This is a genomic window from Rhizobium sp. WSM1274, assembly GCF_025200775.1.
Taxonomy (GTDB): domain Bacteria; phylum Pseudomonadota; class Alphaproteobacteria; order Rhizobiales; family Rhizobiaceae; genus Rhizobium; species Rhizobium leguminosarum_I.
In genome coordinates this window covers 1,471,028-1,494,448 of record NZ_CP104138.1, presented here as the reverse complement: position 1 = coordinate 1,494,448, position 23,421 = coordinate 1,471,028, and the positions used below count along the sequence as shown (strand labels likewise).

Annotated in this window: 22 protein-coding genes and 1 tRNA gene; 5 read left to right on the top strand and 18 right to left on the bottom strand. The window is 61.3% G+C overall.

Annotation, left to right across the window (positions count from 1 at the left end; translation table 11 throughout):
• Positions 1–29 precede the first annotated feature (29 nt).
• On the bottom strand, positions 30–242 hold the full coding sequence (locus tag N2600_RS07590; RefSeq protein ID WP_032985048.1) for a hypothetical protein: 213 nt from the start codon (positions 240–242) through the stop codon (positions 30–32).
• 196 nt (positions 243–438) lie between these two features.
• On the opposite strand from N2600_RS07590, the gene N2600_RS07585 reads away from it, so the two are divergent.
• Positions 439–672, top strand: coding sequence for a DUF982 domain-containing protein (locus N2600_RS07585; protein ID WP_026154105.1), 234 nt, complete (start codon positions 439–441; stop codon positions 670–672).
• 6 nt (positions 673–678) lie between these two features.
• On the opposite strand, the gene N2600_RS07580 is transcribed toward N2600_RS07585, so the two are convergent.
• Positions 679–897 (bottom strand): hypothetical protein, encoded by a 219-nt coding sequence (locus tag N2600_RS07580; RefSeq protein ID WP_017963806.1) that lies wholly within the window; start codon positions 895–897, stop codon positions 679–681.
• A 536-nt stretch (positions 898–1,433) separates the two neighbouring features.
• On the opposite strand from N2600_RS07580, the gene N2600_RS07575 reads away from it, so the two are divergent.
• Entirely contained in the window at positions 1,434–2,066 is a 633-nt protein-coding gene (locus N2600_RS07575; RefSeq protein WP_017963805.1) for a class I SAM-dependent methyltransferase, read from the top strand.
• Between the two features lie 185 nt (positions 2,067–2,251).
• Here N2600_RS07575 and N2600_RS07570 read toward each other — a convergent pair.
• The 7 genes from N2600_RS07570 to bcsN all read right to left on the bottom strand — a co-directional run bounded on the left by N2600_RS07570 (position 2,252) and on the right by bcsN (position 12,282).
• A tRNA-Pro gene (locus tag N2600_RS07570) sits at positions 2,252–2,328 on the bottom strand.
• Positions 2,329–2,426: 98 nt separating this feature from the next.
• Complete coding sequence (locus N2600_RS07565) at positions 2,427–3,095, bottom strand: HAD family hydrolase (protein ID WP_222384741.1); 669 nt, start codon at positions 3,093–3,095, stop codon at positions 2,427–2,429.
• 75 nt (positions 3,096–3,170) lie between these two features.
• A complete protein-coding gene (locus N2600_RS07560) occupies positions 3,171–5,525 on the bottom strand; it encodes a cellulose synthase (protein WP_260298542.1) in 2,355 nt (784 codons plus the stop codon).
• The gene (locus N2600_RS07555) at positions 5,522–6,568 is read right to left on the bottom strand and encodes a glycosyl hydrolase family 8 (protein WP_222281010.1); all 1,047 of its coding nucleotides are present in this window, start codon (positions 6,566–6,568) and stop codon (positions 5,522–5,524) included. Before N2600_RS07555 ends, N2600_RS07560 begins: the two co-directional genes overlap by 4 nt.
• A complete protein-coding gene (locus N2600_RS07550) occupies positions 6,565–9,054 on the bottom strand; it encodes a cellulose biosynthesis cyclic di-GMP-binding regulatory protein BcsB (RefSeq protein WP_017963801.1) in 2,490 nt (829 codons plus the stop codon). Before N2600_RS07550 ends, N2600_RS07555 begins: the two co-directional genes overlap by 4 nt.
• Positions 9,051–11,243 (bottom strand): UDP-forming cellulose synthase catalytic subunit, encoded by a 2,193-nt coding sequence (bcsA, locus tag N2600_RS07545; RefSeq protein WP_032985274.1) that lies wholly within the window; start codon positions 11,241–11,243, stop codon positions 9,051–9,053. The genes N2600_RS07550 and bcsA overlap by 4 nt, the downstream gene beginning before the upstream one ends.
• Positions 11,244–11,301: 58 nt before the next feature.
• The gene (bcsN, locus tag N2600_RS07540) at positions 11,302–12,282 is read right to left on the bottom strand and encodes a cellulose biosynthesis protein BcsN (RefSeq protein ID WP_020486071.1); all 981 of its coding nucleotides are present in this window, start codon (positions 12,280–12,282) and stop codon (positions 11,302–11,304) included.
• 326 nt (positions 12,283–12,608) lie between these two features.
• On the opposite strand from bcsN, the gene N2600_RS07535 reads away from it, so the two are divergent.
• Positions 12,609–12,923 (top strand): DUF1236 domain-containing protein, encoded by a 315-nt coding sequence (locus N2600_RS07535; protein WP_260110596.1) that lies wholly within the window; start codon positions 12,609–12,611, stop codon positions 12,921–12,923.
• A 39-nt stretch (positions 12,924–12,962) separates the two neighbouring features.
• On the opposite strand, the gene N2600_RS07530 is transcribed toward N2600_RS07535, so the two are convergent.
• Positions 12,963–14,609 carry an ATP-binding protein gene (locus N2600_RS07530; RefSeq protein WP_260110595.1) on the bottom strand — a complete coding sequence of 549 codons (1,647 nt, stop codon included), beginning with the start codon at positions 14,607–14,609 and terminating at the stop codon, positions 12,963–12,965.
• Between the two features lie 379 nt (positions 14,610–14,988).
• Here N2600_RS07530 and N2600_RS07525 point away from each other — a divergent pair, with 379 nt between their 5' ends.
• Complete coding sequence (locus tag N2600_RS07525) at positions 14,989–15,336, top strand: response regulator (RefSeq protein ID WP_170256774.1); 348 nt, start codon at positions 14,989–14,991, stop codon at positions 15,334–15,336.
• Positions 15,337–15,344: 8 nt separating this feature from the next.
• On the opposite strand, the gene N2600_RS07520 is transcribed toward N2600_RS07525, so the two are convergent.
• The 6 genes from N2600_RS07520 to N2600_RS07495 all read right to left on the bottom strand — a co-directional run bounded on the left by N2600_RS07520 (position 15,345) and on the right by N2600_RS07495 (position 19,837).
• Entirely contained in the window at positions 15,345–15,884 is a 540-nt protein-coding gene (locus N2600_RS07520) for a MerR family transcriptional regulator (RefSeq protein WP_017963795.1), read from the bottom strand.
• A 149-nt stretch (positions 15,885–16,033) separates the two neighbouring features.
• Positions 16,034–16,372: an integration host factor subunit alpha gene (locus N2600_RS07515; RefSeq protein WP_017963794.1), complete on the bottom strand. Its 339-nt coding sequence runs from the start codon at positions 16,370–16,372 to the stop codon at positions 16,034–16,036.
• Between the two features lie 105 nt (positions 16,373–16,477).
• Positions 16,478–17,449 (bottom strand): beta-ketoacyl-ACP synthase III, encoded by a 972-nt coding sequence (locus N2600_RS07510; protein ID WP_260298890.1) that lies wholly within the window; start codon positions 17,447–17,449, stop codon positions 16,478–16,480.
• Between the two features lie 20 nt (positions 17,450–17,469).
• Complete coding sequence (gene plsX / locus N2600_RS07505) at positions 17,470–18,516, bottom strand: phosphate acyltransferase PlsX (RefSeq protein ID WP_026154101.1); 1,047 nt, start codon at positions 18,514–18,516, stop codon at positions 17,470–17,472.
• A 98-nt stretch (positions 18,517–18,614) separates the two neighbouring features.
• Positions 18,615–19,169 carry a YceD family protein gene (locus N2600_RS07500; RefSeq protein WP_170261186.1) on the bottom strand — a complete coding sequence of 185 codons (555 nt, stop codon included), beginning with the start codon at positions 19,167–19,169 and terminating at the stop codon, positions 18,615–18,617.
• A gap of 11 nt (positions 19,170–19,180) precedes the next feature.
• Positions 19,181–19,837 (bottom strand): ubiquinol-cytochrome C chaperone family protein, encoded by a 657-nt coding sequence (locus N2600_RS07495; RefSeq protein WP_260110594.1) that lies wholly within the window; start codon positions 19,835–19,837, stop codon positions 19,181–19,183.
• Positions 19,838–19,973: 136 nt separating this feature from the next.
• On the opposite strand from N2600_RS07495, the gene N2600_RS07490 reads away from it, so the two are divergent.
• A complete protein-coding gene (locus N2600_RS07490) occupies positions 19,974–20,507 on the top strand; it encodes an outer membrane protein assembly factor BamE (protein ID WP_017963789.1) in 534 nt (177 codons plus the stop codon).
• A 91-nt stretch (positions 20,508–20,598) separates the two neighbouring features.
• On the opposite strand, the gene N2600_RS07485 is transcribed toward N2600_RS07490, so the two are convergent.
• Entirely contained in the window at positions 20,599–22,737 is a 2,139-nt protein-coding gene (locus tag N2600_RS07485) for a sodium-translocating pyrophosphatase (protein WP_260298541.1), read from the bottom strand.
• Positions 22,738–22,935: 198 nt separating this feature from the next.
• Positions 22,936–23,418, bottom strand: a complete 483-nt coding sequence (gene nusB, locus N2600_RS07480) for a transcription antitermination factor NusB (RefSeq protein ID WP_017959878.1) — start codon at positions 23,416–23,418, stop codon at positions 22,936–22,938.
• Between the last annotated feature and the right edge of the window lie 3 nt (positions 23,419–23,421).

The window sequence follows — 23,421 nt, the reverse complement described above, 5'->3', positions numbered from 1 at the left end:
ACGGTGTCTCGATCGAGCAGAACTAATCGTCAAAGATAAGTTTTTGCAAGATCCGCGAGTTTGCCGCCATCCTTCACGCCCTGCCTGTAGAGCTGAATGATGACCGCACCGATCCGCTCGGCCTCCGGCGTCGTTTTGACGAGGCCGCGTTCGTAGCAGACCTTGTCGAGCACCTGCGAAAGCAGATCGAGATCTTCCGAAAATAGCGGTAAATCATGCGGATGAATTGATGATCGTAACATCACGCCGCATATCCTCCGAGGGCAAACGCATCCACGCTTGCATCGCCGGCCGCCCTCCGCAACCGTCATAAAGCCATTATGCGCGAGGGCCTGAACTTTAGCAACCGCGCAAATTTCAGCAGGACAAAATTATGGAACAAAATTTTGTCCTGCGCGTCGTGAGCGCGTTTTGTGGCAGGAATCGGTGAGTGCAGACGTGAGTGAAAAACGCTTTCCCTCCCCCGTCCGGGTCCTTTCTCCAAACAGCAGCCTGATCGTTTCGACTGTCTGGGAGGCCGTCGAATATCTGAAAAGGTGGCCGAGCAAGCGTGGGCGCGACTATCGCATTGCGCGCCAGCACTGCCTGGATGCGCTCGACGGACTGCGCAGCCCGCGCGCAGCGCAGGCTTCCTTCGTCACGGCAGCGAAAACCGCAGGATTGCTGGTTTAAGATCGGTTAGCCGTTACGACCGCCGGCGGCGATGCGCTGGGGATGGATGAAACCTTCCATGATCACCTTGGCGGTCACTTCGATCACCCGCTCCTCGGCGAGTTCGGCGAGCGCGAGGGCGACATCGCCCTCCGACCAGCCGGCTTTGACGGCCTCGTCCGACAGAGCCTGGAACGCGTAGGCGAGACTCTGTCTGCAAGTTAGATTGTGCTTCATATCCGCCATGCGCTCGCACTAGGCTATCTGTGACAGGGATAATGTTAATCTACACAAGTTCGCGAGAATGCGAAGAGGTTTCGGATTTGCTTCAATTCAAAATTAGTTTATTCACTTCTAATCTTTGTATAACCTTAACAAAAATCGACAAATACCGTCTATCCCAACTAAGGGAGCACCAAAAAGAACTAAAGGATTTATTTGCGACGCACCTTCAAATGGTATTTCATCGCCTTATTTAGTTTAAATGGTCGAAGCGCCCGGAGCCGATGCAGCGGCCCATTGACTGACGAGAATACGGTAGACCCGGACGCGGCCCGTTTTCAGCATCTTCTTGGCACCCTGTCAATCAGCTTCGGGATCTTCTCTAGGGCGAGCGTTGGGCACACTGGAGGATGTCGCGCATGGTCGATACAGCCAGTCGGCGGCTGGCCTCCCGCGAATACCTTCGGCCTTAATCACCTTAATACCACAACGGCACCACACTCCGGTCAAAGTCCGCCGTACCATTGGCAGCTCACTTCTTCAGCTTTTCAGGAGGTAAAATGTCTATCGAACTAGACGCTACTACCTATGTACACGCCAAGCCGGCGACCGCCCATTCCTATATTTTGCCGGCCGTTGTCGATGTTCTCGAGAACAGTTTCCAGGAGGCAAATGAAACGGCTGTCTTCGACCTCGGTTGCGGCACCGGCGGTGCTGCAGCTGTGCTTGCAGAAAAAGGCTATGACGTCGTCGGTGTCGATCCGTCGAAGGACGGCATCGCGAAAGCGAGAACGGCCCACCCCGATCTTCCGCTGGAAATCGGTTCCGGCTACGAGGATCTTTCCAGCCGGTATGGGACCTTCGACGCGGTGATCAGTCTTGAAGTGGTGGAACATGTCTATGATCCCAAGGCCTTCTCGACGACCATTTACGATCTGGTGAAGCCTGGCGGCATCGCGGTCGTATCGACGCCTTTCCACGGCTACTGGAAAAATCTGGCTCTGGCCGTGAGCGGAAAGATGGACGACCATTTTATGCCTCTGAAGGACCATGGCCATATCAAATTCTGGTCTCCCGGAACGCTCAGTACGCTCCTGGTTGAAACAGGCTTCGAAGACGTCGACTTCGAATATGTCGGGAGAATTCCACTGCTGGCGAAATCGATGATCGCGATCGCTCAGAAACCGCACTGAAGGCGGTCGGGGGGCCACCACTCTTTGCAAGGACGATGCTACAGCTGACTTGCAACATGAACAATGACATTTTCGTTCGGGACTCTCAGTTCCCGTTTCAACATTTCCGCCGATGTCTCGTTCCGTTTTCCGCTGCCAGCGGGACGAAGAAAGTGACATTCTGACTGGGACTTCAAGGGGATAAATGGTCGGGGCGACTGGACTCGAACCAGCGACCCCTTGACCCCCAGTCAAGTGCGCTACCGGGCTGCGCTACGCCCCGACCTGCCGAAACGGCTTGCTTCGTTTAGTTTTTCAGCGCGTGCAATGCAAGCGGAAAAATCTTGCCTCCAACAAAAAGGCAGCGGTTTGCCCGAATGGTCAGATCGCAGCCAGCGCCAACTGGCCTTCGGCGGTCTGGCGGGGCTGCCATGCCTGGTAGTTGACGATCGAAAAATGCGGTGTTTCGAACGGCGTGGCGTGGGTTTCGGTGATCACAGTGACATCGGCGCCGGCGGCCTCGCCGGCAAGGATGCCGGCGACGGCATCTTCGAAGACCAGGCATTTTTTCGGATCGACGCCGAGGCGGCTTGCGCCGAGCAGATAACCTTCGGGGCTGGGCTTGCCTGATTTGACCTCCTGGCCGCTGACGATGACCTTCGGCATCGGGATGCCGGCGGCGGCCATGCGGCGCCTGGCGAGCTCGATCGGCGCCGAAGTGACGATTGCCCATCTGCCCTCAGCGATGGCGGAGAGGAAGCGGACTGCGCCGGGGATCTCGACGATGCCGGAGACATCCTCCATTTCCTCGACGAGCAGCAGATCCGCCTCATGGGCCGGATCGACACTGGGCAGGCCGAGCCCGCGTATAACGTCGGAGGCGCGGATGCCATGGATCGTCTTCAGGAATACCTCGGGCTCGAAGCCGTGGCGTCTTGCCCATTCGCTCCAGACGCGTTCGACGACGGCGATAGAATTCAGCAACGTTCCGTCCATGTCGAAAAGGAAAGCGTCGTAGGACCTATCGAGGATGTCATGGAGAGCGGGCACGGGTGTTTCCTTCCAGCATGAGGCCGGGGCAGCCCCTGCGCAGGCGAGTAGCGGAGAGCGGCGGTGGCGTCAACGTCAGTCGTTGACGTCGGGGTGTGTAACGTTTCTGACGTCGGCAAGACCGCGGGCAGCATCGCGGCTGCCGGTCGCGGCAGCGGCCTCGAAAATGCGAGTCGCATCGCCGTACAGTTTGAGATTGAGGTAGCAGTAGCCGCGCAGAACCATCAGGTCGATGCGTTCCTGCTGCAGCTGGGCGCGCTGATCGAGATAGATGAGGGTTTCGCGGTAACGCCCGGCGTCGAAGGCTGAAAGCGCACGGTCGGCGAGGATCGCCACCTGGAGTTCGGCGGCGCGCTGCCGGTTCTGCGGCGCCTTGGTGGCCGCGACGGCCGCATTGGTGGAAAGGCCGGCGCGCAAATAGGCAAGGCTCTGGCCGTAGGCTGCGTCTTCGCGGACCTTGCGCGCAGGGCTGTGCAATGCCGCCTCGAACGCCGAGATTGCCTCCATCGGCCGGTTGATATCCATCAGGCACCAGCCGCGCGACAGCGCATCGGCCGGCTCAAGCTGCGCCGCATCGATTGTCGTCGAGCAGCCGCGCGTCTGGCGCGGACCGCGCGGGACGGTCACCGTCTCCATCGCCGGCCTCGCCGCGCGAACGACCACTTCCGACCCCGGCTGCAGGGTGATGCGGCGATCGGCCGGAAGCGGCTCGGTCGGGGGACGCTGCGTCGGCTGCGCCGGTTGCTGTGCGGCAAGCCCGCCCTTCTCCGGCGGCGGCGTGACGGCATTCGGCATTAGGGAGGATGTGTCTTCGAGATTGGTGATCCGGCTCGACCGGCCGGCCCAGGCGCGCTGAAGGTCGAGCACGCCCTTGCGATCGCTCAGTTGCTCGCGGGTGACGACAAGGCCATAGGCGGACGGTTCGTCATCAGGTTTCCAGGCAAGCGCCGTCTCGAACCAGCGCGCGGCGGTCTGGAACTGGTTGAGGGAGCGGGCATACCAGCCGAACTGCTGCGCCGTCGGCACATATTTCCGGGCGATGACCTCGGTGGCGATGCGGTGCAGCACGTCTTCGGCCAGATCGGCCGGCGGCTGTAACGCCATCAGGTTGGCGGTGGCGGCGAGATAGGTTGATGTCGCATCCTCGGAATCGGCGCGCCAGCGGAACATCACGTCCTCGGCTTCCTCAGGCGCCTTGCGGGCAATCAGCGCCAGCGCCAGCCCCTGCGAAGCGGCCGCCGAATCTTGCTTGGCTCGGGCAGCGCGGAACCACTTCTCGGCATCGGCATCGTTGTTGCGGCGAAGCTGATACCAGCCGAGCAGCAGCGCGTCGGAGGCGAGCCCCTCGGTCTCGGCGAGTTTTTCGAGACGGGCGATGTAGTCGGGTGCGATAACAAGCTTCAGATCGTCATTGCCCTCGGCCACGAAGCGTCGGGTGAGATTGCCGCGGATCGCATCCAATTCCTTGCTGCCGTCGGCAGCAGGCCTCTCCAGCGTGAGCAATGCCTGCATCGGCTGGTAGCCAAGCAGCGTCGAGGCTTTTTCGACCGTCGCCTGCCGCTCGGCGGGATTGGTGCAGTTCTTCAGGATATAAGCGTAGGCATCCTGGCCGCGCTGCACCCTCTCCGTCCGGATGAAGGCTTCGGCGACACGCCAGAGGACATCGATCTCGCTACAGGTGAGCAGGCTCGGTGTTGCAGCAGCGATATCGACGACCGTCGCATGTTGCTTGAGGTCCGAGGCATTGACGAGACGGGCACGGGCCTCGGCGACGTCGAGCCGGTCGAGCAGATCGGCCGGCGGCTGCCATCCGGCATCGGCTGCCTGGCGGTCGGCGACGGCCTTGCGCAACTCCGCATAGCGGCCGTCGGAATAGAGCTGCCACATGGCCTCAAGCCTTTTGTCGCCATTCTGCGGCACGGCGAGCGGATCGGCCGGCGGAACCCAGTTTGGGTAGAGCGCCTGAAGGCGGGAGATTTCGGCCTGCAGGCGCACCTTGTCGCCGCGGCTGGCGAAATAACGAAGCGCACTTTCATCGACGGCAGGCTGCGCAGGCGCGGCCGCCTGTTGCGGTGCTGGCGGCGCGGAAACGATGGGCGGCGTGACCGGCGCCGGCTGGGCGACCGTCTGAGGTGTCGCGGGCGGTGCCGCCGGTTGCGGTGCTGCGGCATCCGGCTCGCGCACGCCCGGTGCTGGCGGCGACGGAGATGTGATCGCCTCGATCTTGTCGGCCACCAGCTGCGCATTGAATTCAGGATCGCCGGCGGAAGCATCAGTCGGCTTGATGCGGCCCATCATCATCAGCTCCGGTGCCGGCTTGCCGGCAGACTCAAGGCCGAACTTTTCCTGCAGAGCGACACGATCTTTCAATCCGGTGACGAGGGTTGCCACCACGACTGCCGCTGAAACCGCCACGAGAGAAGACTTCACAGACACTCCGGATGCTTCTCCCCAATATAGGCCAGCCCCAGCAGTTGAAGCGTGGACGGATAATAGAGTGCGGGCGCAAATTGCAGGGCCGAGACCGGCAACTTGGTCCCATCGACCACACAGGCCACAACATCATTAACAATTCGATAACCTGGGTCCGGCAACACGGTCTTCGTCCGGCCGGTGGTCAGATCGATGGTGGCGGGAACGCCGTCTTGCGACATCCCCTGCTGCAGACGGGTCAACAGCGCCTTGTCGGTGACGCCGCCACGAACAAGATAGAGCGGGATGCGGATGGCGTTATAGGCAAATTCGGCGTCGAAACCCTGCGCCGGCTGCGGCTGACCGCTGAGACTCACCCATTCGGCGGGAAGTTTGCGCGGGCCGAACTGCATCGTCTTCAACAGCGTTAGGCCACCATCCGACAGTTTTTGCCAGGCGTCCGACGGAGCGAGCACCGCCATCACCGGGATCGCCTCGTAAATCCAGTAGGACGGGTTGACGACGGGGCCATCCTCACGGTCGGTAGCGGCAAAACCCTGGCTCCCCGGCAACAGGAGTGTGTGGCCGGCCGAGCGCACGACGGTTTCGGCAAGCAGCGCCTGCGCCATTCGGGAGGCGGCGAGGATATAGTCGTTGCGTTTCCACGCCGTGCCGGCAAGCGCCAGCGCATAGGCGATCAGCATGTCGCCGTCCGTGGCGTTGTTAGCGTCGGTGACGTGCGGCTTGCCGTTCGGATCCCATTTCCACACGGCCAGGCCATCGTCGCGCAGCAGCAGCTCCGTGCGGGTAAAATACCAGATCTGTTCGAAATCGGCGGGGCTGGCTGAGAGATAGGCGAGCAGCATGCCATAGCCCTGCCCTTCGCTGTGGCTGATATTGCCGTTGCCGTTATCGATGATGCGGCCGGTCGCATCGAGAAACTTCGCCTTGTAGGCCGACCATGCGCCGGCATTGATCATCGCTTGCTGCGCAACAGCGGGCGGGCCTGCCGGGGCAAGCGCGACCGTTGCCGCCATCAGGAGCGCGCGCCACTGCCTCATTTGGACCGGCCCAGTTTTCTGAGCATGCTCGAGGTGGTGATCCCGATAAGCAGCACGAAGACGACCAGCAGGAAGGAGTAGGAGAGGATATTCGTCGATAGCCAGTTGGCGGCGATCAGACGGTAATTGGCGATCGACCAGGGGGTGGACGGCACGAAATCGAAACGGGTAACGGGCAGGGTTTCGATCTTGCCTGTCTTGCTCGAATAGGTGGTGATGTGGCCCGATATCTGCGGCCAGTTCAGTTGCGCGGTCAAAACCTCGAGCCCTTCGCGCAGGTCCTTTGCCGACGGCGCCGCCACCACGGTCCAGGCGCCGGACCCTGCGGGGCTGGAGCCCTGGGCAACCAGCAGCGTGTCGGCGTTGGCCGGCGTGAAAATCTGCTCGGCGCCCGGGATGAATTGCAGCGAACTGCGGGAGATATCGAAATTGCGCGACAGCCACTCGCGGATAGCCGTGATCCGGCTGCGCAAGACACCGCCGCTGACCTTGGAATTCCATTCCTCGAAGGCCGTACCGGTATCGACGACGCCCACCTGCGTATCCACCACCGAACGCCACGAGGCTTGGCTCGCCGTGGAGATGTTGGTCTGTGACAGCGCCGTTGTCGGCATCTGCGAGATGGAGCCGATGAAGATTGCGTCACGATCGCCGATCGCATTCGGCGAGGCGACGGTTTCGACGACGATCGGATGGCCGGCGGTGATCGCCATCTGGCCGAGCAGCGTGGCGGCGGCCGAAAGCGTATCGGCATCGACGCGGTCGATGAAGAGCGGCGTCGGTTCCGTGACCCGACCATAGGGATAGGCAGTGCCGGCCATTGCCGCCAGATTCGGACGCTGACCGACGCGGGCGAAATCCGGAATCTGCAGCTCGGAGGTATCGAACAGGGCAAAACGCGGGGTGGTGCCGGTAGCCGCGCCCGGCGCGCAGACGGCATCGTCCTTGGTCATCAGGATCGCTTCGATCGCCACCGAATTGAGACCTGGCTTGAAGTGCCGCATCGTCACGCGGATCGGCAGATGACGCAGAATGCCGCCTGATGTCGTGGTGATCGGGACGGTGGAGGCGATGTTGTCGTTGACGTAGATATCGATGTGGCTGCCGGGCATCACGTTATCGGTATAGGCGGCGTCGAGCAGCACCTTCGCCTCGCCATAGGCATTGGCATAAAAATCGGCCGGCACAGCGATATTGAAACTCGTCCGCAACCGCCGGCCGGAGAATTCGGTGGTCTTCACACCGAGCTGAGACAAGGCGATGTTTGTATCGGAAAAGACCAGAGGCGCGTTCGGCGCGCTCCAGCGCTCGGTGGTCAGCACGTCGCGGCGAACATCCGAGGACCGGTCTGTCGATGAAACGATGGTGTCGATCGCCGAGGAGACCGCCTGCCAGGAGGGGCCGCTGATCAGAAGGATCGGCGAGCCGCTGCGCGGGTCGGTGACGAAAGCGGCGAGTGCCGCACTTTCGGCGCCGGGTGGCAGGTCGGGAAAGAGCGGCCGCAGTTCTGCCGCGGTGCCGACGAGCACGCTGAGCTTACCAGGCCCGGCGGCCGGAAGCGACGCGGTGCTGAAGGCAAAAATCTGGTTCGGCATACTGCTCAGCACCGACAGGCCCTGCGCCAGCCGTAGCAGCGGCTTGGTGGTTCCCGGCTGCTCCAGTGCCGGGACAACGAAGTCGAACTCCGTCTTGCCAGCGCCGTTGACGCCGATGGCGCGGATTGCATCGGCGCTCGATAGCTGGGCGGCGTCCCTGCCGGCAAAGCTCAGATAGGTTCCGGCCGGATCGATATTCGACCACAGTTCATAAGTGGATTGGATGCTGCAATCGGTGCGATGCCGCTGATCGGCTTCGAACGTGACGAGGTTGGCGCCCGGCTGCAGCAAACCGGGCGGAACCTCGAAGGTGACGGCCGAAGAGCCATCCGGCGAGCCGACGCGCTGCTGGCCGATCGGGCGATTGTTGAGATAGACGGTCAGCGCGGAGGCCTCGGGCGCAACGACGATCGAATTCTGGTAGGCGAAGGTGAAGCTTGCCTTGGCCCTCGCCTGCTCCGGTGTCAGATAAACAGTCCATGACCGGCGATCGTATTCGCCGCCAAGGCCGAGTTTCGAAAAGGGCACGACAAAGCGACGGACATCGCCTGTATGCAGCGGCGCAACGCTGTTTGCGGCTGCGGCAGGCCGGGGCGCAGGCATCGCCGGCTGCGCCTGAGTGGCAACCGGCGAAGCAACAGGAGGGGGAGCAGCCGGGGTTGCAGGAGGGGGAGCACCCGGGGTTGCAGGCGCGGGTACGACGGGAACTGGAGGCGTGAGGGGAACGGGCGCAATGACCGCAGGCGGCGCGGCCTGTGTGGGCGGCATCAACCTCGGGGTAACGGACGCACCAGGCGGCCGCTCGCCGGACATGTCGAAGGGCGCCGTCTGCGCCTGGGCGAAGGCGGAGGCATTCAGCAGGAAAAGCGAGGCGACGACGATCCTTCTCATCCGGCGTTGACCTTTGCCGCCTGCTGCTGGGCTTCCCGCTCCGGCCGCATGCTGCGGAAGAAGTAAACGAGGCCTCGGCTCGTCTGGTAGAACGCCATGCCGAGAAACCAGATGGTGCCGCGGATCAGGCCCGGATTGCGGCGGCGCGAGGCCTGAAACTGGGTCCACTGGTCGGAATTGGCAAACATCAGATCGGCGATCAGGCGATGGTCGAGCGCGCTTTTCGGCACGTATTGGCAGCCGACATTGCTGATGTCGCCCGACGGCTCGATGTTGCGGACGATGAGCGGCAGGGTTTCCAGATCCGCGCCGCTATAGGGCCGGAAGCGGATTTCGCCGACGGCGCCGACCAGCATCTCGTCGAGATGCTTGTTGAAGATGTGCAGCCTCGCGCCATGCACGGAGACGTCCTCGATCGAGGCCGTGTACCACTTGCCGTTGGCGCCGAATTCGCAGCGCCGGTTGACGCGGACGCGACGGGACGAGGCGCGCTCGCCGCGCTCCGATACGACTCCAAGCGCGCAGCCGGCCATGATCAGGTTGATGACATTCCATCCGCCGACGACGAGCGTGACGTCGGCCTTATAGGGCTCGGCATAGATCTTGTAGATGGTGATGACGAGCGCGACGATCTGCACCGCAAAGATGACGAAGAACGGGCGGCTGATCTCCGACAGACGGCTGACGGCGATCGATTCGTCCTTGGCGGTGACCTTGAAGGTCGGCTTCCTCGGATTGAGCATGACGGAGACGACAGCCGGCAGCAGATGTACGGTCTGGACATATTCGTAGAGCTCGGAAATCCAGGGCCAGCGGAATGACCCATAGAGGTAGTTCTGCATCATCAGATTCACGAGCATATAGGCAAGCGTATAGGCGAGGAACTCGCCGCCCGAGGCGGTGAAGATTTCCAGATCGAAGAACAGATAGAAGAGCGGCGCAAACAGAAAGATCGTGCGCGGGAACGGGAAGAGCCAGAACAGCGTGGAGGACATGTAGCAGAAGCGCTGCGGGATCGTCAGGCCGCGCTTCAGAAGCGGAAAGCGGAAGCGCAGGATCTGCATCATGCCCTGCGCCCAGCGACTGCGCTGGCCGATGAAGCTTGCGAAGGTGGCTGGCTGCAGGCCGGCGATCAGCGGCTTGTCGACATAGATGCTGTTCCAGCCGCTGCCATGGAGCGCCAGCGCCGTCTCGCAATCCTCGGTGATGCTGATTCCGGAAAACCCATTCTGGGATTCGAGCGCCTTACGGCTCAAAACCGCAGCCGAGCCGCAAAAGAAGGCCGCGTTCCATTTATCGAGGCCGCGCTGGATGATGCCGTAGAACATCTCATTCTCGCTCGGCATCTTGTCGAAGGTGCGAAGGTTGCGCTCCAGCGGATCGGGATTGATGAAGAAGTGCGGGGTCTGGACGAGGAAGAGCTTCGGATCGTCTTCGAAGTAACCGACGGTCTCGAGCAGGAAATCGCGGGCCGGCGCGTGGTCGGCATCGAAGACGGCGATAAGTTCACCGGTCGAATGTTTCATGCCGTTGTTGAGATTGCCCGCCTTGGCGTGCTCGTTACGGTCGCGCGTGAGGTAGTGGACATCGAGATCGTCGCAGAGCTGCTTCAGCTCGATATGTCGGGCAGCCGCCGCCTGGGCTTCGAGCAGCTTGCCGGAATTGCGCTTCTGCAGGGTGCCGCCGTCGTCGAGCAGCCAGACATGCAGTTTCTCGGCCGGATAGTCCATGGCCTTGGCGGCGGCCAGCGTGTTTCCGAGAAGACCGGCATCCTCATTGTAGGATGGCACGAAGACGTCGACATGAGGAAGGCGCCCGGGATTGGCGGCACGCGAGGGGCGCGACGGCAGCGGGGTGGCGACGATGAACAGGCTGAGCGCCAGCATCGCGACGCTATACATTTCGGCCAGATAGAGCAGCAGGCCGGGAATGAAGTTTTCCAACTGATTCAGAGGCGGCAGCGTATTGGTGGTGCGCCAGTAGACATAGCGCAGCACGATCGACGTGCCGAAGGCGAGCGCCACCAGGCGCCACGTCCCCTCACCCTTCAAAACTTTGATCAGCGCCATGACGGTCACGACCGTGATGCTGGTGATGAGCTGGGTCTGCAGGTTGACCGGCAGCGTGATCAGCACGATCATGCAGAGCGAAACCACGGCCCATATGATGACACTGCGGGCTTTGCGCATCGACGTTCCTTCGAAATTGCTCAACCGGGGCACCAACGGGCGCCCGCGGGCATGCTCACTATCTCCGGCAGGCGGCCGTCATGGCCGCGTCGCCTATGCAGTCCGGCGAAGGCACGGTGACGCCGATTGCCCTTTCCGATTGTTCGATTGGCGCAGCGGCCGCATTCGGCCGTGCGCTCGTCTGCGGCGCCTCGCCCGGCAGCGGCACGCGCGGGCCGATGGGTGCAGGCACCGATGCGGCGCCTTGAGCCGGTTGCGAGGTCGCAGCGCTGCCAACGGCAGCGGCCCGCGGCCGGCTGACGAAGGCAGGCGCCGGCTCGTAACCGATCGGCATCGGGCTGGCGCGGTAACCACCCTCGTCCGGATAGATCGGCTCTCCGGTGCGCCCGAGTGCTGCGTCGGCGGGCGGCGGATTGCCGTAAGCGTTCCAGACCTCGCCCTCGAAGGTGCCGGTGACGGTGTAGCCATAGACGATGCCGAGCAACTGGCGCTCGCTCGCTCTGGCATCGCAAAGGCGCAGGCGCAGCTGGATCATGCCGAAATTGCGCGCCTGGGTATTGGCAGCGGTGCTGGAGCGGATCTGCTGCCAGGCATAGACGCAGGTGTCGCCGGCACGGCTGCGGCCGGAGGCATAACCGAAGGGGCCATAGGCGTTCTGCAAGAAGGTCGCCGACGTCGCCATCCGCACGCCGGGGGCCGAACGGGCCACCTCGCGGCTAATACCGCTCTCGTTGATCGTGCTGAAGCCGGCATTGCCGGTACCGGGATTGGCTCCGGAAGCGCCTAAGAACTGGACCTTCAGGAAATTCTGGCCGGGCACGGAGGATGAGGTAAACAGCGAGATCGTCTGCTCGACGCCGTTGCCGCGCTTGCGCTCGACGACGCTGACGATCGACGGGCCGCCCGGCGGCGGCAGGACCAGCGCCTTTTCAGGCGCCACCGTCTCTGGCCCGGAAAGCTGACGTACGCCGCCTGTCGATGTGCAGCCGGCCATCACGCCCGCCACGGCCAACAGCAATATGGTCTTCCGCAAGCGCATGTCTCGAGCCGCCGCAATCGTCTCTCTAGAGATCCATTCGCAAGCCGAAACGCGACGGATCGTCGAATCAACGACCGGTTGGTCGTCCGTTCAGAATAAACGTCCAACATGGTTAGCGAAAAGTAAACAAGCGGGCTCTAACATCATCGGCTGGAGTCTTTTCGAACTTTGTTCAGACAGCTCAACCGTACGACGCATAAATCAATTTAGTAACAACTTAATTACTCTCATTGCGCCTGTGTTCCGCTACGGCGAAAAGCTCGCGGGGAACCATGCCGCATGGCCGGCGTTGCCTTGAGGTCTGGGGTAGAAAAGGAGACCATCCCATGCGCAAGACCATGCTGGCTGCGGCCGCCATACTGACCATCAGCTCCGCCGCCTTCGCGCAGAGCACCGTCATTGTCACTGATCCCGCACCGACCGGCTCAGTCGTATTGCCCGGCGAGGTGCGCACTTATGTGATGGAGCAAAACACTCCGTCCATCGCCTATGACGGCGACATCACGGTTGGAACGACCCTTCCCGATACCGTCGAAGTGCACACCGTGCCAAAGAACGACGGCTACGGCTATGCCGTCGTCAATGAGCGGCGGGTGATTGTCGAGCCGAAGACGCACCGCATTATCCAGGTCCTGGAATAACGCGATCGGGAATTGTGGACGTGCGGCCGTATTCCGGCTTCACGTCCGCTCGTCTCCCACCCTCGCCGGTACATTCAGAAGTTCGCGAATCTTATGGGCGAGTTGCTCCAGACTGAAGGGCTTGGCGAGCAGGGAAACGCCGTGATCGAGCACACCATTGTGGACGATGGCATTACGGGTGTAACCCGTCGTGTAAAGGATCCGGATCGTCGGCCATTTCTCCTGGACGACATCGGCAAGCTGACGTCCGCTCATCTGCGGCATGACGATATCGGTGAAGATCAGGTCGACTGCCGGATTTTCTTCGAGCAGCAGAAGCGCCTCTATGCCGCTTGCCGCCTGCAACACGGCGTAACCGAGTTCATGCAGGCTTTCGGCGGTCATGGTGCGGACGTTCTCATCGTCCTCCACCACCAGGATCGTATCATTGACACTGCCGTGAGGAATCGGCTGGGCGCCGGCCGCGCCCGACCGGGAGTCCGTCATGGCGACACGACGGGGAAGATAGATCTTCACGGTCGTGCCCCTGTCGATCTCCGAATAGATCTTGATGTGGCCGCCGCTCTGCTTGATGTAGCCATAGACTTGGCTGAGGCCGAGGCCAGTGCCCTTGCCGGGTCCCTTGGTCGTATAGAACGGGTCGAAGGCGCGCTCGATCACCTCCGGCGACATGCCGGTGCCAGTGTCGGTAATGCTGATCATTACATATTGGCCTGCCTCGACCTCCGAATGCATGCGCGAATATCGCTCGTCGAGTTCGGTATTGGCTGTCTCGATCGTCAGATTTCCGCCGCCCGGCATAGCATCGCGGGCGTTGACGGCAAGGTTCAAGATGGCATTTTCGAGCTGGCTCAAATCGGCAAAGCTCGGCCAGAGACCCCCGGCAAGCACGGTCTCGATCCGGATCTGCTCGCCGAGCGTGCGCCGCAAGAGCTCAGACATGCCGCCGACCAGCTTGTTGAGGTCGATCACCTCCGGGGCGAGCGGCTGCTGGCGCGAGAAAGCAAGAAGACGCGCGGTCAGTACCGCCGCCCTCTGCGCACCGTCTTTGGCATTCTGGATGGAGTATGGCAGGCGGGGATCCTCGCTGCCGCTCAGGCGCCGCTGCGCGAGATCGAGGTTGCCGATGATGATCGCCAGCATGTTGTTAAAATCATGGGCGACGCCGCCGGTCAGCTGGCCGATCGTCTCCATCTTCTGCAACTGGCGGACCTGCGCCTGAGCGGCAGCATTCTCTTCCATCTCATGCCTGAGCTCAGCAGTGCGCTGAACCACTGTCTCTTCGAGGCGCGTGTTGAAGCTGTTGAGTTCGCTGCGAAGGCGGCTCTGTCGCTCATGTGCGATAATGATCATCTCCATCAGGCCGACGATGATCGCGGCATTGATGAAATAAGTGGAAAGGCCGACCCATTGGCTGGCGCTGACCGGCCAGAAGACATTGTGCGGCTCGACGAAAAACTGCTGGACTACGAAACCGGCAACCAAGGCCGCGACAAGGCCCGGCCCCACGCCACCTATGAAACTGGCGAGCAATATCGCCGGAAGAAAGCTTAGGAAGGGAAAGCCGGAGAGAGTGTCGCTGGCGGCAAGCCTTAGAAGAAACGTCAGGCCAACGAAGGCAATGGCCAGCGGATATGTATAATCCGGCCTGTGACGCAGCCAATCCGTGGCACTCAGCAAATCCATTCGACACCCCTTCTTACAGCGCCGCCATGTCTTTTCAGACGCGCAAAGGGCGCTGCAACGCTTTGAATTGCTGCATAATTTTATTCCTCGAATCGATGCCGGTTTAGGAATTATGCAGGAGCCGCTGCGGAAAACGGCATCCCAGCTTTTGCACATCGAATTTCAACCGGCAATATGCTGTTTCTCGTACTGGCGGGCACAACGTCTTGACGAGCCGTGCAGGCAGTCCACATAAATCTCCGTGCCTAAAGCGCGTCGCGATCTTTCAGATTCGCTCCTCGCGCTTTAGGTCTTTGTTTTTACGCATGTCGTTAGCGCAAAACCGCAGCACACTTTTGCGCGACATGCTTTAGCAAGGGGGCAATGGGTGGACGGGATCATGAAAGACATATTCATCGTCGAAGACGACACGCTGATTGCCATGCTGCTTGAGGACATGCTCGCCGATTTGGGTTACCGGGTCTGCGCAAGCGCGCCCGATCTGGAACGGGCGCTTGCAACCGCCAGGGATACGGAGTTCGACGCTGCCATCCTCGACGTCTCGCTTGCCGGGCAGAGCTCGCTGCCAGTCGCAAAGCTGCTCGACGAACGCGGAAAACCCTATCTCTATGCAACGGGATATGGCGCGCCGCCTGATGGCAGCGGCCCAAGCATGCTGCCCGTTCTGCAAAAACCCTTCCAGCTCAGCGAACTCGAACAAGCGATGAAGCGGCTTACTGAAACCTAAGTTCCTGTTCAACGCACCTGATCAAGCAGACGCTTGCATTCCAGAAGGTCGTAGAGCGCCTCCTGCAGCAGCGCTCGGTCTTCCTTGCCAACGCTCGATTTGCCGATCGAGACTTCCTGCTCGTCGTCTCCAGCGACGAAGTTGAAGAACCTGCGGGTGATCGGCGGTTTGGCGCGACCGACAATCTGGTCTTCATCAGCCATGCCGACGCGCGGTTCCCCGGCACCCACCTCCTGCACGCCCGACGCAAGCGCCTCGACGCTGGCGAGATCGCCGTGGCCGACCGATATGACAAACTTGTTGCCGTTGGTCTTCAGAAGCTTCTGCACACCCTTGATCGTATAGCCGTGATCATAGAGCAGATGCCGGATGCCCTTGAGGAGATCCACATCTTCCGGCCGGTAGTAGCGACGGCCGCCGCCGCGCTTCATCGGCTTTATCTGGGGAAAACGCGTCTCCCAGAAGCGCAGCACATGCTGCGGCAGATCAAGATCGTCTGCGACTTCGCTGATGGTGCGAAAGGCATCGGGGCTCTTGTCCAACGTCATACTGCTACGCGACCTCGCGGCTCGATCCTACGGCGACTCATCATATTTCAACGGTTTGGCGCCGACAATTCAAGTCATGTCTCGACGTTGCGCACAAGGATGGTCAGTGCGAGAGAGAAAAAAGCCGTTTCGAAACGGGAAGCCGATTGTCAAGGAGACGGATTCAGCGGCTTCAGCTTGATCTTGCGAGCGACATGCGCCTTGAGGATCCGCGTCTTCAGCACGTTCGACGCTTTGAAGGTCATGACCCGGCGGGGGGAAATCGGAACCTCCTCGCCAGTCTTTGGGTTGCGGCCGATTCGTTCGTTCTTGTCGCGCACCTGGAAGGTGGCGAAGGAGGAAAGCTTGACGGTTTCACCACGCACGATGGCGTTGCAGATCTCGTCGATGACAGTTTCGACCAGTTCGGCAGATTCGGTCCGGGACAGCCCAACCTTTCGGAAAACGGATTCCGCCAGGTCTGCTCGCGTCACTGTTTTTCCGGTCATGGTTTCCCCGCCCATACAAAATATTTTGTGAAATCGCACGAAGAGTATTTGTCTTGCGCCTTACGGTCAAGCTCTTGTTCGCCGCCAGTTTTTTAGGATTCGTGCCTACCAGCGCAGCAGAACCGCACCCCAGGTAAAACCGCCGCCCATCGCTTCGAGCATCACCAGGTCGCCCTTCTTGATGCGGCCGTCGCCGGCAGCGGTGGCAAGTGCCAGCGGGATCGAGGCGGCCGACGTATTGCCGTGCAGGTCGACGGTGATGACGACCTTCGCCGCATCGATGTTCAGCTTTTTCGCCGAACCGTCGATGATGCGGCGATTGGCCTGATGCGGTACCAACCAGTCGAGATCATCGGCGGTGGTCCCGGTCGCATCGAAAGCCGCCTGAATGACATCGGTGATCATGCCCACGGCGTATTTGAAGACCTCGCGGCCTTCCATGCGCAGCTTTCCGACAGTGCCCGTCGTCGACGGCCCGCCATCGACATAGAGCTTTTCCTTGTGCGAGCCGTCGGAGCGCAGATGCGCGGTCAGCACACCGCGATCGGCAACTGTGCCCTCGCCTTCGGTCGCTTCGAGTATGATCGCGCCGGCGCCGTCGCCGAAAAGCACGCAGGTGGTGCGGTCGTTCCAGTCGAGAATGCGCGAAAAAGTTTCGGCGCCGATGACGAGAACGCGCTTGGCAAGCCCGCCACGGATATAGGCATCGGCGGTCGTCACCGCGTAGACGAAACCGGTGCAGACGGCCTGGACGTCGAAGGCGAAGCCGTGGGTCATGCCGAGGCGGTTCTGGATGTTGACCGACGTTGCCGGAAAGGTGTTATCCGGCGTCGAGGTGGCACAGATGACAAGATCGATATCGGCAGGCGTCAGGCCGCCATTGGCAAGGGCTGCGCGCGCGGCGGCCTCGCCCAGCGACGCCGTCGTTTCGTCATCGCCGGCGACATAACGCTGGCGGATGCCGGTGCGCTGGACGATCCATTCGTCTGATGTGTCGACGATGGCCTCCATGTCACGATTGGTCATCACGCGCTTCGGAAGTGCGGCTCCGAACCCGCGAACCACTGAACGGATCATCTTTGATTGAACCCTATCGCTCATGCCGCTTCCGGGCCCATCGGGGGCAGCCGCTTGGCATGGTATTTCTTAAGATCGTTTTCTATTTTCTGATTGAGGCCGTTCTTGGCCATGTCGTAGCCGACTTCGATGGCGGCTGCGATGCCTTCGGCATTCGCCCCGCCATGGCTCTTGATGACGATGCCGTTCAGGCCGAGAAACACGCCGCCATTGACCTTGCTCGGATCGAGCTTCTCGCGAAGCATATCAAAGGCGCTTTTGGCAAAGAGATAACCGATGCGGGCCAGCAGCGTGCGCGACATGGCGGCACGCAGATATTCGCCGATCTGCTTGGCGGTGCCTTCGGCCGTCTTGAGAGCGATATTGCCGGAAAACCCTTCGGTGACGACGACGTCGACCGTGCCCTTGCCAAGGTCGTTGCCCTCGACGAAGCCGGAATATTCGAGCGAATCGATGTTCGCCTCGCGCAACAGCCGGCCGGCCTCCTTGACTTCCTCCTGGCCTTTCATCTCCTCGACGCCGACGTTCAGAAGGCCGACCGTCGGACGTTCGACCTCGAAAAGCGCGCGCGCCATGGCGCCGCCCATCAGGGCAAAATCCATCAGCTGCTGTGCATCGGCGCCGATCGTTGCACCGACATCGAGCACGATGCTCTCACCCTTCAGCGTCGGCCAGATCGCAGCAATCGCCGGACGCTCGATATTGGCCATGGTGCGCAGACAGAACTTCGCCATTGCCATCAGCGCCCCGGTATTGCCTGCCGAGACGGCGACATCGGCGTCACCCGTCTTCACCGCCTCGATCGAACGCCACATGGTGGAGATATAACGGCCACGGCGCAGCGCCTGGCTCGGCTTCTCATCCATGGCGACGGCAAGCTCGCAGTCGTGAAAGAGCGACTTTTCCTTGAGCTTCGGAAACTTGGCGAGAACCGGATCGCACTGTTCCTTGAGACCATAGAGAACGAAGGACATATCAGGATGCCGATCCAGCGCCTTGGCGGCCCCGGGGATGACAACCTGGGGACCAAAGTCGCCACCCATGAGGTCGAGAGATATTCTGATCACGCGTCCCTGATCCTTCTTTTCGCCGAGGGCGAAATTTCGGCCAAAATACCGGTTTTGGCGTCGCTTACAACTGAATTGTGTCAAATGCCAGCGGGGCTTCAGTCCTTTTTCCAGTCCTTGAGGGCTGCGAAAGCGGAGGGCTTTTTGTCGTCCTCGCCGCTGTCCTCGACATGGCCGGCGAATTCGATGCCCTGCTTGCGCGGATAGGGATCGATTGCGAGAGCGGCGAATTCGGCAACCACCTCGCCGGCGTCGATCGTATCGCCGACGAAGGTCTCGGGCAGATCGGGACCATCCGGATCAAGCAGCATCTCGCCGGCGTCGTTACCCGCCTGGCGGGCAAGCTTGGAGCCCTCCGGCACGAAGATCTGCTCGAAGCTCTCGTCGATGGCTGATTCGACCGGTTCCAGCGTCACGACGCAGGACTGGACGATCTTCGCCTGCACGCGGCCCTTGATGCGCACGCCGTCGCGCTTCCAGCGGGCAATCTGCAGATCGGCGCGCAAATCATCCACGGAGACGACGTTCCAGGTCTCGGCAAGCGCCTTCAGTTCGCTGGTGTCGGCCTCGACATGAACCTCGACGGGGTTGGCCGAGATGTGGCCGACCTTGACGTGATAGGAGAAGGGAACACCGTCCCGATCGTTCTTCATCGTTTCCTCCTTCAGGTGACCGGTGGGTGGGCGACCGGCGGGAGCGTCGCCGAACCGGTAGCGATCACCTCTTCGGGGACGGCAGACAGATGCGATTCTGCGGCCATCATCCATCCGGCGAGGCCGGACATATCTGCAGGCGCCGAGGTTTCGGGGTAGATATTGCGCTGAAGAGCGAGAGCGAGCGCTTCGGCATCGCCTGTGTCCATCGCCTTCGAATAGGCTTCAAGCCGGCCGTAAAACATACCGGCGAGCTTCTTCATGCGCTTCGGCACGCTGTTGTCGCCGATGCCGAGTTCGCGGATCGAATAGTCGATATCCTGGAAGAAAGCATCGACGATCTCCTGGGCGATCTCCTGGCCGCTGGTGGTCGAAGCACGTGTGCGGCGAAAAAACAGAATCATGGCTATCGACAGCATCTCGAAACGGCCCATGACCGTATCCGGCACATTGAGCCGCTCGTAGAGTTCCGGCATGCGCGCAGCCGCCGCTAACGCCGCATATTGCCGATCGACGATCGCCTGATTGTTGTTTTTCTTGCGGAAGAGCCCGAAGATCATTGTTTTTTCCGGAAATGCCTCATTCTTCATGCCGGCTGGCGCCTGGCCTTGTTGCATGATTTCGAAAGCTGGTTTACCGAAGCAGGCGCGAATTGCAATGCCGCTCATGGCCAGTTTCGGGACGACGCCTTCGATGCGTCAGCGAAGCGAATTCGGGACATTCGACCCGGAATGGCCACAATGGTTTTGCAGGAGGAAAGCGTGCAAGGCCCCAAATGGCTGCTATCGACACTCAAGGGAGTAGATGTCGTTGAATAAACGGTATTTCAAGTCTGACGTGAAATTCTTCAGCAGTGCGGCCATTGCCTTCATAATCGCCTCCACATCAGCTCTTTCCGGTTGCCAGACCAGCACCGTGCTCAATGGCGGCTACGTCGCCGACCAGCAGTCGCTGAACCTCGTTCCGGAAGGCTCCAGCCGCGAGCAGGTGCTGCTTTCGCTCGGCACCCCGTCGACGACGGCGACATTCGATGGCGAAGTCTTCTATTACATCTCGCAGCGGCGTACGCGTGCCGTCGCCTTCCAGAAACTGAAGGTCGTCGATCAGAGCGTTCTGGCCATCTACTTCGACAAAGACGGCGTCGTCAGCCGCCGCGCCAACTATACGCTGCAGGACGGCAAGGTGTTCGACACGATCGGGCGCGTCACGCCGACCGGCGGCAAGGAACTCACCTTCCTGCAGCAGATGCTTTCCGGCGGCAGCGCCGCGAGTGCTGCCCGCAGCCTGTTCGGCGGTGGCGCCGGCGGCACGCCGCAGAACCCAAGCAGCCTGCGCTGATCGGATGCGCCTTATACGAAAACCCCGCCGGATCGCTCCGGCGGGGCTTTTAATGGTCGCTATTCCGGTTTGCCGCGCTGAGCGGCATGCCTCATCCAGCAAGAATGGCGAGCAGCAGCAGCGCGACGATGTTGGTGATCTTGATTGCCGGGTTGACGGCCGGGCCGGCAGTATCCTTGTAGGGATCGCCGACTGTATCGCCCGTGACGGAAGCCTTGTGCGCATCCGAACCCTTCATGTGGCGCAAGCCGTCCTTGTCGACGAAACCGTCCTCGAAGCTCTTCTTGGCGTTGTCCCAGGCACCGCCGCCCGAGGTCATCGAGATGGCGACGAAGAGGCCGTTGATGATGACGCCGAGCAGCGATGCGCCGAGGGCGGCAAAGGCGGAGGCCTTGGAGCCGGAGATGAGCAGCACGCCGAAATAGACGACGATAGGCGCCAGCACCGGCAACAGCGACGGCACGATCATCTCGCGGATGGCGGCCTTGGTCAGAAGGTCGACCGCCCTGCCGTAATCCGGCTTTTCCGTGCCCTGCATGATGCCGGGTTTTTCCTTGAACTGACGACGTACTTCCTCGACGATCGCGCCGGCCGCCCGGCCGACGGCGGTCATGGCGATGCCGCCGAAGAGGTAGGGAATGAGACCTCCGAAAATCAATCCAGCCACCACGTAAGGGTTGGAAAGATCGAAGGAAATTTCGCCGATGCCGGCAAAATAAGGGAACTTGTCGCCATTCGCCGCAAAATATTTGAGGTCGTAGGAGTAGGCTGCAAAGAGAACCAGTGCGCCGAGACCGGCGGAACCGATGGCATAGCCCTTGGTGACGGCCTTGGTCGTGTTGCCGACGGCATCGAGCGCATCGGTGGATTTGCGCACCTCCGGCGGCAGGTGCGACATTTCAGCGATACCGCCGGCATTGTCCGTCACGGGTCCGAACGCGTCGAGCGCGACGATCATTCCGGCGATGCCGAGCATCGCCGTGACCGCAATGCCGGTGCCGAATAGGCCGCCGAGCTGGTAGGTGGCGAGAATGCCACCAACGATGACAATCGCCGGCAGTGCCGTCGATTCCAGTGAGACGGCGAGACCCTGGATGACATTGGTGCCATGACCGGTGACCGATGCCTGGGCGATCGAGACGACCGGGCGCTTGCCCGTGCCGGTATAATATTCAGTGGTCACCACGATCAGCGCGGTGACGACGAGGCCGATGATGCCGCAGAAGAAGAGGTGCGCGCCTGATATGTCGGCGCCTCCGACGGCGCCGATCGATCCCCAGCCGATGGTGAGGGAGGTAGCAGCACCAAGGCCGACGATCGACAGCAGTCCGGTGACGATGAGGCCTTTGTAGAGAGCGCCCATGATCGAGCCGTTCGCGCCAAGCTTGACGAAGAAGGTGCCGATGATCGAGGTGATGATGCAGGCACCGCAGATCGCCAGCGGATAGACCATCGCAGACTGGAGGATCGGCGCGCCGGCGAAAAAGATCGCGGCGAGAACCATGGTGGCGACGACCGAAACCGCATAGGTCTCGAAAAGGTCGGCGGCCATGCCGGCACAGTCGCCGACGTTGTCGCCGACGTTATCGGCGATGGTTGCGGGGTTGCGCGGATCGTCTTCGGGAATGCCGGCTTCCACCTTGCCGACGAGATCGCCGCCGACATCGGCGCCCTTGGTGAAGATGCCGCCACCGAGACGGGCGAAGATCGAAATCAGCGAAGCGCCGAAGCCGAGCGCCACCAGCGCATCGATGACTTCGCGCGAGCCGCTCTCATGGCCGAGCCCGACGGTCAATACCGTATAGTAGATGGAGACGCCGAGCAGCGCCAGGCCGGCCACCAGCATGCCGGTGATCGCACCCGACTTGAAGGCGATGTCGAGGCCGGCGGAAAGGCTGACGGAAGCCGCCTGGGCGGTGCGCACATTGGCGCGGACGGAGACGTGCATGCCGATGAAACCGGCAGCACCGGAAAGCAGGGCACCGATCAGGAAGCCGATCGCGGCCTCGGCGGAAAGAAGCAGCCAGGCTAAGATGAAAACGACAACGCCGACAATGGCAATGGTTCTGTACTGGCGCGTCAGATAGGCTTGAGCGCCTTCGCGGATATAGCCCGCGATCTCCTGCATGCGGCTATTGCCCTGATCGGCAGCAAGCACCGACCGGGTTGCCCAGGCGGCATAAACCACCGAGAGCAGACCGCATGCGATTACGCATAAAAGAATCGTCATTTCGCTCTTTCCTCCCAAAGGCCGGAGCTCACTCCTTCTCCGGCAGATACGCCGCCGAATCGCCTTCCTCTCCACAGAAATGCCACAGCTAAGCGCTGCGGAGATTGCGTGGTCGATCACGTGGCGTCAAGACCGCAACGGGCGAAAACTATTGCGGTGCGAAGAAAGACGCAGGCGGATTGTTTGGCGACTAAAGACTTATTTCTTCGCCTCGCCGCGGACCTGCTTTGCGATGCGGTCGAGCACGGCGTTGACGAGCTTCGGCTCATCGTCATCGAAAAAGGCCTGGGCGATCTCGACATATTCGGTGACGATGACCGCCACCGGAACGTCCTTGCGATCGGTGATCTCGAAGACGCCGGCGCGCAGGATGGCGCGCACGGTGCTGTCGAGGCGCGACAAGGCCCAATCATCCTGCAGGGCTGCGGCAATCAGCGGATCGAGGCGAACCTGATCGCGCACGACACCGGAGACGATGGAACGGAACCAGGCGGCATCGGCCTTCAGATAGGTCGCGCCATCGATTTCCTGACCAAGACGGTGCGCCTCGTATTCAGCCACGATTTCCAGAACGCCCGTGCCGCCGACATCCATCTGATACAGGGCCTGAACAGCAGCAAGACGGGCAGCGCCCCGCTGGTTCGCAGTCTTGACCGGCCGTTCCGTCTTGTCGTCGTTCATTCG